The organism is Companilactobacillus nodensis DSM 19682 = JCM 14932 = NBRC 107160, from assembly GCF_000615905.1.
GTDB lineage: Bacteria > Bacillota > Bacilli > Lactobacillales > Lactobacillaceae > Companilactobacillus > Companilactobacillus nodensis.
This window is the reverse complement of sequence record NZ_BAMN01000009.1, coordinates 55,013-67,554: the sequence shown is the minus strand read 5'-3', so window position 1 is coordinate 67,554 and position 12,542 is coordinate 55,013. Positions and strand designations below refer to the sequence as shown.

The 12,542-nt window shown below is 37.4% G+C and carries 11 protein-coding genes and 1 pseudogene; 8 read left to right on the top strand and 4 right to left on the bottom strand.

The genetic code is table 11. The features are described 5' to 3' along the window. Nucleotides 1–58: 58 nt before the first annotated feature. Nucleotides 59–1,564 carry a macro domain-containing protein gene (locus tag JCM14932_RS08085; RefSeq protein WP_025024432.1) on the top strand — a complete coding sequence of 502 codons (1,506 nt, stop codon included), beginning with the start codon at nt 59–61 and terminating at the stop codon, nt 1,562–1,564. A gap of 148 nt (nt 1,565–1,712) precedes the next feature. On the opposite strand, the gene JCM14932_RS08080 is transcribed toward JCM14932_RS08085, so the two are convergent. After that, nucleotides 1,713–2,513, bottom strand: coding sequence for a hypothetical protein (locus JCM14932_RS08080; RefSeq protein ID WP_025024431.1), 801 nt, complete (start codon nt 2,511–2,513; stop codon nt 1,713–1,715). Between the two features lie 357 nt (nt 2,514–2,870). Here JCM14932_RS08080 and JCM14932_RS08075 point away from each other — a divergent pair, with 357 nt between their 5' ends. The 4 genes and pseudogenes from JCM14932_RS08075 to JCM14932_RS17160 all read left to right on the top strand — a co-directional run bounded on the left by JCM14932_RS08075 (nt 2,871) and on the right by JCM14932_RS17160 (nt 6,105). Further along, a complete protein-coding gene (locus JCM14932_RS08075; RefSeq protein WP_034542895.1) occupies nt 2,871–3,437 on the top strand; it encodes an O-acetyl-ADP-ribose deacetylase in 567 nt (188 codons plus the stop codon). Between the two features lie 167 nt (nt 3,438–3,604). After that, the gene (gene mscL, locus JCM14932_RS08070) at nt 3,605–4,000 is read left to right on the top strand and encodes a large-conductance mechanosensitive channel protein MscL (protein ID WP_025024429.1); all 396 of its coding nucleotides are present in this window, start codon (nt 3,605–3,607) and stop codon (nt 3,998–4,000) included. 184 nt (nt 4,001–4,184) lie between these two features. Beyond that, a pseudogene (locus JCM14932_RS15005) lies at nt 4,185–5,836 on the top strand (cation:proton antiporter). A 20-nt stretch (nt 5,837–5,856) separates the two neighbouring features. Next, entirely contained in the window at nt 5,857–6,105 is a 249-nt protein-coding gene (locus tag JCM14932_RS17160; RefSeq protein WP_235700565.1) for a hypothetical protein, read from the top strand. 41 nt (nt 6,106–6,146) lie between these two features. Here the strand turns inward: JCM14932_RS17160 and brnQ are convergent, their stop codons facing one another. Further along, on the bottom strand, nt 6,147–7,541 hold the full coding sequence (gene brnQ / locus JCM14932_RS08060; RefSeq protein WP_025024428.1) for a branched-chain amino acid transport system II carrier protein: 1,395 nt from the start codon (nt 7,539–7,541) through the stop codon (nt 6,147–6,149). 740 nt (nt 7,542–8,281) lie between these two features. Here brnQ and JCM14932_RS08055 point away from each other — a divergent pair. From JCM14932_RS08055 to JCM14932_RS08045, 3 genes are all read left to right on the top strand, one after another. Further along, nucleotides 8,282–9,511, top strand: coding sequence for an argininosuccinate synthase (locus JCM14932_RS08055; protein ID WP_025024427.1), 1,230 nt, complete (start codon nt 8,282–8,284; stop codon nt 9,509–9,511). Next, a complete protein-coding gene (argH, locus tag JCM14932_RS08050; RefSeq protein ID WP_025024426.1) occupies nt 9,512–10,894 on the top strand; it encodes an argininosuccinate lyase in 1,383 nt (460 codons plus the stop codon). Between the two features lie 93 nt (nt 10,895–10,987). Beyond that, nucleotides 10,988–11,689, top strand: a complete 702-nt coding sequence (locus tag JCM14932_RS08045) for an SLAP domain-containing protein (RefSeq protein WP_025024425.1) — start codon at nt 10,988–10,990, stop codon at nt 11,687–11,689. Between the two features lie 21 nt (nt 11,690–11,710). Here the strand turns inward: JCM14932_RS08045 and JCM14932_RS08040 are convergent, their stop codons facing one another. Continuing rightward, entirely contained in the window at nt 11,711–12,100 is a 390-nt protein-coding gene (locus tag JCM14932_RS08040; protein WP_025024424.1) for a hypothetical protein, read from the bottom strand. Continuing rightward, nucleotides 12,075–12,542: an ASCH domain-containing protein gene (locus JCM14932_RS08035; protein ID WP_025024423.1), complete on the bottom strand. Its 468-nt coding sequence runs from the start codon at nt 12,540–12,542 to the stop codon at nt 12,075–12,077. Before JCM14932_RS08035 ends, JCM14932_RS08040 begins: the two co-directional genes overlap by 26 nt.

Sequence of the window (12,542 nt, the reverse complement as noted above, 5' to 3'; positions counted from 1 at the left end):
TTTTATCTTCAAAATATAGTATATTAAAAGCAAACAAACGTTCGAATGGAGGGCAACCATGGACTACGATAATAAGATGGAAAAATTCTTTGGTCTTTTGAGTAATGAAATCAATTCAAATGATTTTAATGATATTAGTTTGAATTTCTTTAATAACAATCGAAAAAAATTGAATAAGAAGTTTCCCAAGACAATGGATTTTATTGAATCTAGTGGATTGATCGATAGTATTTCTAGTTCGAATGTTGATAAGAACAAGGTTTTGAACGATTATTTTGAGGCTAAAAATATTTTTGATTCGGAAAATATTTCTAATTACGATGATAATAAATTACCTCATTCTAAAATAACTAAGTTAGAAATAAACTATCATGATTATATTCTTCCACAAAATAATTATGATATATTCCGTGAAAAGATTATTACGTTAAAGTCTGAATCTATAGAGAGATTAGTAGTTGATGGTGAAAATGATTCGATTGGATATAACACCAAAGATGGTGGACAAACACAAAATTTCAGTTACCATTCTGAATATGGATTAGAAGGTTTATTAGATGATTTGGATGATGAAGTATCCAAATTTGATAAAAAGAGCAAAATTGTCCCGGATGCTTTTTTACGATTAAAGGTTAGTTATGCTGATGGTAAAAATGAATTTTATTTTTATAAAGATAACGGTGAACTTCCAACTAATTGGAAAGATTTTACCAGGCGAATCGAATATTATTTTCAGAATGGAAACTTAAGTCGAAATATTTTTGATATTGAACCTCCTGAAAAAGAATATTTAATCTGCAAAGTTAAATTTAATGATTACGGAACCTCATATTCATACTTAATTAATGATGAAAAATTAAAAGTTGGCGATCGAGTTCTGGTTCCAGTTGGTGCTAATGGTAATCAAAAAGAAGTTACGGTTGATAGTATTGGTAAATATACTGATACAACTTCGTCATTCCCAATTAGTAAGATGAAGCATGTGATTGCTAAGGTCACTAAGAAGTATGATTACTATAATGACGATCAACCGATTACGGATTTTGTCAATTATGACGAAGACAGTGCAATTCAAGTAAAGGTATGTGACCTGACACGTATTAAGTGTGATGCACTCGTCTATGAAGAAGATACAGAATACGTTAATAGTAGTGATATAAATGAAGTGGCTGGTCCCAAATTAAAAGCTGAATACAAAAAGTTTAACGATAATGATGATTTAGTTATTACTAAGGGATACAATTTGCCGGCAGAAAATGTCATTCATTATGTCGATAAGCAAGATGGTGTATCTCCATATAAGCAGTGTTTGGAGATGGCAAAAGCTAATGAATTGAATAGTATAGTATTTCCAGATGTGCTTTTTTATGAGTCTAAGAATTCATTAGATACCAAAGCTGCGAACGCCATGGAAGAAATAAGCGATTGGTTGGATGAAAATGAGGATTACAAGTTAGATGTCTTAATAGCCTGTGATAATCAAAATAGTTATGATTCTTATTATGATTTTTTTGATGACTATGAAGGTGACAACGATTATATTATTGAAACTGAGTTCATTTAAAAAGAGAGCGTGGCAAAACACGTTTAACTTCTGAGTATAACCTAAAACAACCTCGTATTTACGTAGTAAATGCGAGGTTGTTTGTAGTTAAACGGAAGAAGTTGTGTTTTGCCGCGCGTTTACGCTGCAAATTTAGTAACTTATGTAGTTATATCACGCTCTCTTTCTTGAATGCAGCATAGATTATATTATGAACAATGTCCTCATCGCACAATGTAAAACCATGAGTTCTAGCATATTCGATATCAGCTTTATCACATCGATTGACTAATATAACTAATTCATCAAAAGTTTTTAATGTTGATAACGATGAGATGTGAGAATCAATGATGGATGTGTTGCTTTGACGGGAGTTGAGTTCGTTTATGATTTTATATCTTTTTCCATTTTTTTTAGCAATAATAGTCGTCACAGGATAGCGAGATGGTTCGTTGGTGTCGTATCCGAGTTTGGATAACTTATCCTTAAGATAATTGGTGAGCTTTTTGGCTTTTATGAAGTGAAGTTTATTTATTTGATCATTTGCCATTTTAATTGATGATTTTTGTTCAAGAATTGGTTTATGTTTGTATATCAAGTCAAATGTTGCCTCTTGAACGGAATCGGGTGTCGGCTGCTTTAATTGATTGAGTTGTTCTTTGAGCTCTTGATTTTCTTTTTTTAATTGATCAACCTCAGAAAGAGGATTGGATTCAGTCACCACTGCTGAAGCTGGTTGTACTGTTTGTGTAGTAACTTTCTTAGCAGTTGGTTCATCATCTGGCAAACGGATAATAAGAGTATATAAGTATCCAATGGTTATCGCCGTCCAAATAATATAGATAATATATCTAGGAATATGGATCGTGAAGGTTTCCTGAATAATTGATGTTGGATCGATTATGATGTAAGCAAAGCAAAAAACTAGTGCAATAATTAAATTGATCAAGAGATATCTTAAGGTTTTCATTTTTAGATGCGCCTGCTGTCGTAAATATTTTTAATCAGTTATTATACTGTTAGTTTAGCATACAAAATCTGTTATATTGTAAGTAATAGTAGGTGATGTAACGTGGAATCAGTTGATAATATTATTATTTGTGAAGTTAAAGAAGCTAGTGGTAATAGCAAGTATTGTTGGACGGATAATGAAAATATTAATATCGGTGACGTGGTCATGGTACCGTTTGGGTCTAACAATCATCCCCGAGAAGCTACAGTAATCAACGTCAGGGTATGTCCAAAGTCTGAAGTATTGCTAAATAAATACAAAAAGATTCTCTACAAAATTAAGAATACAACCAAAATTGCGACAGGAGATTATGATATGACTATTGATGAACATAAAAAAAGTACGATCGATATTGAAGTTTGTGATATTACTAAGGTTAAGTGCGATGTAATAGTTAATGCCGCCAATAAATCATTACTAGGTGGCGGTGGCGTTGATGGAGCGATTCATCGAGTTGCTGGTCCCAAACTTCTTGAAGAATGTCGAACATTACATGGTTGTGAAACAGGACAGGCCAAAATAACTAAGGGATATAATTTGCCAGCCAAGCATGTAATTCACACGGTTGGACCGATTTATTCTGGTAGTTCAGATGATGAGGTAATGCTGACGAAGTGTTATCAGAACTCTTTGACATTAGCTAGGGATAATAATCTACATACGATTGCCTTTGCCGCAATTTCTACAGGGGTATATGGTTATCCACTTGAAGATGCCTGTGAAGTCGCATTAGTAGCAGTCGGTGATTGGCTTGAAAAAAACTCAGATTATCACATGGAAGTATTGATGACTTGCTTTGATGATGAAGTCTATGATGAGTACGAAGATTTTATTGATATTTATGATGATGGTAATGATTATATTTATGATGCAGGATACTAGTATCGTAAATAGAAGTCACTGAGCGTGTTTTGTTGCGCTCGTTTTATTTGTAAATCTTTAAAAAAGTCTTACAATTCGGTTTGAGAGGGAGTTATTTGTTGTCGAGGCGACATGAAAAATAGCATAATTAAATATGACAATATTTATAGAAGGGATAGTCATGCATTATGATTAAAGAATTCAAAGATTTTATAAGTCGTGGAAATGTTATGGACTTGGCAGTTGGTGTCATTATGGGTGCTGCTTTTACCGCCATCGTTCAATCATTAGTAAGTAATTTGGTTAATCCACTGATCGGGTTATTCTTAGGTAAAATTGATTTGACTAATTTGAAGTTCCAAGTTGGGGATGCAACTTTCAAATATGGTGCATTCATTGAATCAATTATTAATTTCTTGATAATCGCGCTAGTAGTCTTCTTCTTAGTGAAGGCAATGAATACGATCATCAATGCTAGAAAGTCTGACGAAGATGCTGAAGAGGAAGAAGAAGCTTCTAAGGAAGATGAAATGATTATGTATTTGAAGAAGATTTCAGAATCAGTTGATAAGGAACACAAATAGGAGATTAGCCAACTTGGCTTAATCTCCTTTTTTGTTTCAACTTCGAATTGATTGCGTTAAAATTAAAAAGTCAAAAAACTATCAGGGGAGGGCAAATCATTTGGAAACTATTTTTTTAGTCCTATTAATAGTTTTGGCTGTTGTTACCGCCAATGCCATCTATGCCCGTTTTAATTTAGTACCTGTGGCCTTTTTACAAATAGCTGCAGGATTAGTTTTATCATTTGTACCGTTATATAAGCATTTTGAATTGGAACCAGAATTGTTTTTATTTGGGATCATCGCTGTTTTAATGTTCAACGATGGTCAGAATACTAATATTCGTAAGTTGATGCATCAGATGGGAACCACACTTTCGATGTCCGTGGTTCTGGCAATTATTACTATCTTAATCGTTGGAACAGTTACTCATAGGTTGATTCCACAATTCTCATTGGCTCTGGCCTTAGCTTAGGAGCAATCATTACACCAACCGATGCTGTGGCAGTTTCTTCCATTACTAGTAAAGTAATGGTTCCGAAAGAAGCCATGAGCACGTTAGAGAACGAATCATTATTCAACGATGCTTCAGGTATCGTGGCCTTTAACTTGGCAATTGCGACTCTAGTTACAGGTAAGTTCTCGATAGCTAGTGGTGTCGAAAGCTTTCTGTACGTCTTTGTCGGTGGAATTATTTTGGGATTGGTCTTGGGATATGTCATCGTGGCAGTCCGTATTATGTTGATCAATATGCGAGTGGATACGCCGTCAGTCATTGTCCCATATACATTGATGACACCATTTGCGGTTTATCTAGTAGCGGAAGCTATTGGTGTTTCAGGGATTCTAGCAGTTGTCGCGACTGGATTGATTCACGGACTGCAACAAAACAAATTACGATTGACCACTTCTAGATTACAGATCGTTATGAGTACGACTTGGTCAATTGTTGCCAGTATCTTGAACGGAATAGTGTTTGTCCTACTGGGGTTATCGTTGCCGGGAGTAATTAGGAATCTCCACGAACGTGATACTGGTTCAGTTGCCATCTTAGTTGGATTAGCTGCTTTACTATATCTCGTAATGACGTTATTAAGATTCTTATGGACGCAATTTGATTTTGCTGAAATCAGAGCTTGGACGTTACATGACAAAATTATGAATAGTGCTGTTATGGCTTTTAGTGGTGTCCATGGAACTATTACTTTGGCAATGGCATTTTCATTACCGCTAACACTTGGTGGACAAGCTTTCACGTATCGTAATGACATAATATTTGTGGCCGCAGTAGTCATTTTAATAAGTTTGATCGTACCAACGTTAGTTTTACCGTTTATGTTGCCTAAGAAAGTATCCGCTGTTGGTGAAAGTGAACTAAGTGATGCTAAAGCAGACATGGTCCGTGATGCTGTTCAAATGATTCAATCGCAATTTGGTGCATCGCCCGCCGGTGGGGAAGTTATTCGGATCATTGAAAGCCAGCGTGCGGTTGAGGGACGTCCGAACAAAGCTGTTCTTTCTGCCTTATACGATAAGACGTTTGAAATAGAAACTTCGACCGCTGAACAAATGCTTCATAACGGTGAGATATCAAGTCGAGAGTTTGCTGTATATTCCAAATTTATTCGTCAAACAGTTGTTCAGCATGCGGGTGGTCTTCGTAAGCATCTGCTGTATGTACTCAAGTTTCAAATTATAACTAGGCTGTCGATGAGTAGTAAAGCTAGAAAACGACGTAAAATGATTAGACAAAATTCCGTTAGGAATCGTGATCGTACACGTGAAGAAATGATTAGCCGGAATAGGCAGTTATGGAAGAATATCCGTAAAATGGAGACTAAGCCTATAATAGGGTAATTGTATTTCTAACCTCAAATATGACCGATGAAAATGAAGTAGAAGTAGGATTAGTTCGTCGTGCCTATGATCAACGACACCGTCGGTTGTCTGGTACTCGTGATTTACAAGATCAGCAAAATGAGTTATTGGTTGAAGCATTCCAACATGAACATAACTTTGTTCAATCACAAGTTGCTTCTAATAAGTACAGTCGAGAGTTAGGAAATGAATTGTATCAGCAGATTTCAACTGATCAATTAGTAAGTTTTCAAACAATTGAAGATTAAAAAATACGGAAACCATGTGGCTTCCGTATTTTTGTTAGCTATTAATATTTTGATTCCTGTGGAACGGTTTCGTTATTTGTAACGAAGACACCCATCTTACCAAGAACTAATCCGAGGACGAATCCAAGTAATGTAGGGGTTACCCAACCAAGGCCAAGACTGGCGAATGGTAGGTATTGATGATAGACGTTCAAAGCTGTTTTGACGAAGCCTACTTGGAATACAGCAGGGGCAGCGTTGAACATATCAAGAACTGCTGGTAATACCGTGAAGGCGATGGTCATTTTGTAGACGACGCCAGCATATGGTTTGTTGTGAACTGTTAATGATACTAAGATCAAAGCAAGTGATAATGGGTAAAGAAGCATTAAGACTGGCAATGAGTAACTGATGATGGTATCAAGTCCGGCATTAGCGACTACGAATGAAACGAAACATGTCAAACGCAACCATGTAAGATAGCTTACTTTAGGGAACAACTTGTGGAAGTCTTGTGCGAATGATGCAACTAATCCAAGTGCGGTTGTGAAGACACCTAATGTAACTAAGACACCAAGTAGTGCGGCTCCGAAGTTACCGAAGTAATCACCGACGATAGTTGATAGTGCGTCACCACCGTTAGCGGATAATCTCATTTTGTTCAAACTGAAAGCACCTAATAGAACTAAACCTAGATAAACGAATACTTCAAGTGTGATGGCCATGGTACCAGCTTTAGCTGTAAGGGATGATAATTGCTTGTCACGATAACCAAGGCCTTTGACCGAGCGAACGAAGGTAACTGATAGAGCCAATAGAGCAACGGCATCAACTGTGTTGTAGCCTTCCAACATACCACTGATCGTAGCTGTTGTTTGATAAGCAGTAGTAGGCATGTGATTCAAGCCACCCATTGGGTTAGTGAACGCTACTACGAAGATAACTGCTAATAATACCAAGAAGATAGTGTTTAAATATTTACCAACGTATTTAACAAGTCTGTTTTGGTGAACACTCAATGCATAAGCAAGACCGAAGAATACGGCTGTGAAAACAAACATACTTAATTGATTAAATTGTGCGGGTAAGAATGGTTTGGCTGCCATTTCGAAGGCAGTTGCGGCTGTACGTGGAGTACCAAAGAATGGTCCGATAGTTAAGTGAACTAGTACAAGGAACAATGCGGCATAATGTCTGCCGACTGGACGTGCTAGATCATATAATCCATCACTCTTAGTAACGACAACGGCGAGGATGGCGAGAAGTGGAAATAGTGAACCAGAAACGGCAAAGCCAACTGCGGCTGCGAACCAATTGTTACCAGCCATTTGTCCTAAATGAACTGGGAAAATCAAATTACCTGATCCAAAAAACATCCCGAAGATAAGTGAACTAACTACCAATAGTTGTAAGAACTTACTCTTGTTTGACTTTGGTTCCAATAAATCGTTTTGCATAAAAAATCCCCCTAGAATTTTGCGTAATATTATTTATATGACTAATCTGCGTAATGCCACTAATATCAGAATCCATGATACTCACCACCTTAAATTTTTAACGTTGTTATTTTTATCTGAAACGAGTTGCGAAAGCCAAATTCCTGTACCTGCTACAGATAGTAAATGCACCAACTACGTTGGCACTTTCACTATCTTAGGCAGTGCTCGGAATTTCTCGGCTTTCTCCATTCTCTAAAACCAAAAAAACCCTCTTCCCACTAAATAGGGAAAAGGGCTCTAGTTAAAGAACGGTACCACCTTTTTGAGTAGTTCAAAGAGAACTGCTCACTCGAATCGCGGACCAATTGATCCACTAGCCAGATATTGGTGGCAACCACGATGACCTACATATCGACATCGAACTCAGAAATGATTTTCGAAGATTCTCGTAACGGCCACTTCTCATTAAACGTGACTCACTGTGCGTAATTGAGATTTCTACTTTTTTCCTCAACGTTTGTTTTGATTTATTGGTGCTAATTATAAACACGAAAAAATCAAAATGCAAGGGTAAATATTAATTTATTTCTAATTGATTTTTTCTTTCCTTTAACTAATGTATTTTGGTGATTGTTAACGAATTAGACACGTTGTAAAGGAATTCATAAACGTTTTCACAATTTTTCTCTTGTTTCAAAATTAATTAAGTGTTAATCTTTTGTACATCAAATTAATTTTTTTCTAATCGGAGGAGACGCATTATGACAGAAACAAAGAAAGTAGTACTAGCTTATTCCGGAGGTTTAGATACTTCTGTAGCCATTCCTTGGCTGAAAGATAAAGGATACGACGTTATCGCTTGTTGTATTAACGTTGGTGAAGGTAAGGACCTCGACTTCATCAAAGAAAAAGCCATCAACGCAGGAGCCATTAAGGCAATCGCTATTGATGCACTAGAAGAATTCGCAGATGGATATGCACTTGTTGCGTTGCAAGGACACACCCTCTACGAAGGTATTTACCCGCTACTCTCCGCTCTCTCCCGACCATTGATTAGTAAAAAATTAGTAGAAGTAGCTCAAAATGAAGGTGCATCAGCTGTTGCTCATGGATGTACCGGAAAGGGCAACGATCAAGTTCGTTTTGAAGTTGCGATTCATGCTCTAGCCCCCGACCTAGAAGTATTGAGTCCCGTTCGTGATTGGCATTGGTCCCGTGAAGAAGAGATCGACTATGCTAAAGACCACAATATTCCAATTCCTATTAATTTGGATTCACCATATTCAATTGATGCCAACATTTGGGGACGTGCCAATGAATGTGGAGTACTAGAAGATCCATGGGCTGAAGCACCAGAAGATGCTTTTGCACTCACAAAACCAATCGAAGAAACACCGGATACACCAACAAGTGTTGAAATCACCTTTGAACATGGTATCCCAGTTGCACTTGATGGCATCGAGATGAAGCTGGTTGATATTATTCAAGAATTGAATGCTGTCGCTGGTGAAAATGGTATTGGACGTATCGATCATATCGAAAACCGTCTGGTTGGTATTAAATCACGTGAGGTTTATGAAGCACCAGCTGCGACTGTCTTGATCAAGGCTCACAAAGAACTTGAAGATCTAGTTCAAGAAGGTGGTTTGGCTCACTTCAAACCAGTTATTGAAAAAGAACTTACAGAATTGATCTATAACGGTCTCTGGTATTCACCACTAATGAAGTCATTACTAGCATTCTTGGATGAAAGTCAAAAGACTGTTAATGGTGTTATCAAGATGAAATTATTCAAAGGTAACACTTGGATCCAAGGACGTAAATCACCTAACTCATTGTATGACCTCAATCTTGCTACATACACATCATCTGATTCATTTGATCAAGTCGCTGCCAAAGGATTTATCAAACTTTGGGGACTTTCAACTCAAGTCGCTGCTCAAGTAGCTCAAAAAAATGCTAACGAAGAAGCACACGAGGTCCAATAATTGAGTACTAAGAAACTATGGGGTGGCCGTTTTCAAGCTCAAGCAGAAGCATGGGTCGATGAATTCGGTGCTTCGATCAGCTTCGATCAATTGATGGCCGATGAGGATATTGAGGGTTCATTGGCACATGTGAAAATGCTGAAGAAGACCAAGATATTGAGTGAAGTTGATAGTAACAAGATAATTGCCGGATTGGAAGAACTGCAACAAGAACTTCATGATGGCAAGTTAGAATTCACAGTTGAAAACGAAGATATTCATATGAATATTGAAAGTATTTTGACCGAAAAAATTGGACCAGTCGCCGGTAAATTGCATACGGGACGTTCACGTAATGATCAAGTCGCAACTGATTTTCATCTTTATGTCAAGAATCGCCTGCCAAAGATAATTGAAGAGATCAAAACGATTCAAAAAACTTTGGTAACCTTGGCTGAAGATAATGTTGAGACGATCATGCCTGGATATACCCATCTACAACACGCCCAACCGATTTCGTATGGTCATTATTTGATGGCTTATTATGCGATGTTGAAACGTGACGTGGAACGATTTGAATTCAACATGAAACACACAGATATTTTACCTTTAGGTGCCGCAGCCTTAGCCGGAACAACTTTTCCAATTGATCGTGAATTTACAGCTCAGGAATTAGGTTTTGGAGATATCTATACTAATTCATTAGATGCTGTATCTGACCGTGATTTTGTCCTAGAATTTTTGAGTAATGCTTCGATCTTAATGATGCATTTGTCGAGATTCTGTGAGGAAATCAGCATGTGGGTCAGTTATGAATTCAATTACTTGGAACTAAGCGACCAATATACAACTGGAAGTTCGATCATGCCACAGAAGAAGAATCCTGATATGGCAGAACTTATCAGAGGTAAGTCAGGTCGTGTCTATGGACACTTGATGGGATTATTGTCGACGATGAAGTCATTGCCTTTGGCATACAACAAGGATCTGCAAGAAGATAAAGAAGGCACATTTGATACCGTCAAGACACTTCTACCAGCCTTACGTGTCTTCAATGGGATGATTTCAACTATCAAAGTTCACAAAGAAAGAATGTATCATGCAACTGAAAATGACTTTTCAAATGCAACTGAATTAGCCGATTATTTGGCAACTAAGGGTATTCCATTCCGTGAGGCCCATGGTATCGTGGGTCAGTTAGTACTGAAAGGGATTGAAACACATCATAATCTCCAAGATATTACGATGAAAGAATTTAAACAGATTTCACCGTTGATCGAAGATGATGTCTATAATATGTTAAAACCTGAAGTTGCGGTTGAAAGGCGTAACTCACTAGGTGGTACAGGCTTCAAACAGGTTCAAATGCAAATCGAACAAGCCAAAGTTGACTTGGCAAAATAGATGCAAAAAAGAGCGAGTTAATCGCTCTTTTTGTTTGCACAGCTTTGTATGATACACTGTGAATGAAATGAATAATTAAAGGGGTTAATTACTATGAAGAAGGCAATTCTCGGAATTATTTTGGCAACTATCGCAATGTTTGGTACTGTCAATGTTGCTCAGGCTGCAGATAAGACGTATACATTCGAAGCATCTGACACGATCGTTATCACAGCATCACGCAAGAGTGATTCACATAAGTATGATGTCTATACAAAGAAAAAGGGCAAGATGGTTAAGACTGGCAAGGCTGAGAATATGGCCAAAGGTAATGAGATTCGCTATTGGCGTGCTAATCCAGTTGAGGTCAAGGGGAAGACTTGGTGGCAAATTGCCGACAACAAGTATTTCAAATCTGGTCGTGTGGCAGTAGTTGACACAGAAGAAATGGAAAAATTAGGTCAGCCAGTGATCGAGTACGCTAACTATACTCCGGATCTACCAACATATGAGGGTGGCAATGCCGTAGTTGTAATTGCAGCTTCTCCTAAGAATGACAGTCAAACTATCGGTGTCTATAAGTTAAAGAATGACAAGTTAGTTTATACTGGCAAACGTGTAAATATGAATAAAGGTAATGGTAAGAATAAAACGATCCAACATTGGAAGGCTAATAAAGTTACAGTTGATGGTAAGGATGTTTGGCAAGTTGGGGATAACCTATACTTCAAATCATCACGTGTTAAAGAATTAAACACCGTCAGAATGAATGACTTAGAACAAAAAATTGATAACTATGGAAATTATCCAGTGTAACAAAAAAGAGATATGACGTCGTCATATCTCTTTTTTTACTGCTTGTCGTAAGAAATAGTCTAGCAATGGTTTTTTATCTGGTCTATCCAAGTAAATATAGGACCTGGGAGCCTTAAAACCAGGAAACTTCTGCTGGAGGGTATCCAATGAAGTACTGGTAAATTCGGTAAGGGAGATAATAGGTATTTCGTACCCATCTTCAACCTCAACAGGAATTCCTAGTTTTAAGAACAATCCTACTGACTTATCGATTCCGGATGAATAAACAATTGCTTGGGAACTGGTATGTAAGAATCTCTTACGATGTTCGACCGTTTGTTCACCGCCAATAATTTTTTTGGCATACATCGTTTTTAACGATAAGAGAACTATTGGCAGGTGTGGATCATATATCTCCGTTAGCTTCATCATAAGCTTTAACAAACACTTCGCACAAGCAAGGCATATCTTCGGTAAACTTTTTGCCGGCTTCGGCATATTCTTTGGTGAAGAAATCTTCATGAACTTCACGCCAATATTTCAAACTGCGGTCGCCTTCGCCCTCATGATAGGCATGTTCTGCGCTGACCAAATTAAAGGGAACTACTTCTGTTACAAGAGTTTTGGTGATACAAACTGGTAGTTCATTAGCGTCGAGGATAATGTTGTAATCGCCAACTGTTGGCATATAGTCAGTTTCAGTATATAGATCATATGCGGAAGTAGTCGCAGTCTTGGTATTATTATCAACCAATTCGGCCAGAGTTTGGGGATCGCCGCCAAAAATAGTTATGTCTCCGATAGGATAATCCTCACGAGGGCTCTTGTTTTCTAGGAACTTGTCCCAATAAGCTTTGATAATTTTTTTGTTCAT

Bases quoted from the DNA above. Each gene is read 5' to 3' on its own strand.
- JCM14932_RS08085 (WP_025024432.1), top strand. From the start codon at position 59: ATGGACTACGATAATAAGATGGAAAAATTCTTTGGTCTTTTGAGTAAT.
- JCM14932_RS08080 (WP_025024431.1), bottom strand. From the start codon at position 2,513: ATGAAAACCTTAAGATATCTCTTGATCAATTTAATTATTGCACTAGTT.
- JCM14932_RS08075 (WP_034542895.1), top strand. From the start codon at position 2,871: ATGACTATTGATGAACATAAAAAAAGTACGATCGATATTGAAGTTTGT.
- mscL (WP_025024429.1), top strand. From the start codon at position 3,605: ATGATTAAAGAATTCAAAGATTTTATAAGTCGTGGAAATGTTATGGAC.
- JCM14932_RS17160 (WP_235700565.1), top strand. From the start codon at position 5,857: ATGACCGATGAAAATGAAGTAGAAGTAGGATTAGTTCGTCGTGCCTAT.
- brnQ (WP_025024428.1), bottom strand. From the start codon at position 7,541: ATGCAAAACGATTTATTGGAACCAAAGTCAAACAAGAGTAAGTTCTTA.
- JCM14932_RS08045 (WP_025024425.1), top strand. From the start codon at position 10,988: ATGAAGAAGGCAATTCTCGGAATTATTTTGGCAACTATCGCAATGTTT.
- JCM14932_RS08040 (WP_025024424.1), bottom strand. From the start codon at position 12,100: ATGATGAAGCTAACGGAGATATATGATCCACACCTGCCAATAGTTCTC.
- JCM14932_RS08035 (WP_025024423.1), bottom strand. From the start codon at position 12,542: ATGAACAAAAAAATTATCAAAGCTTATTGGGACAAGTTCCTAGAAAAC.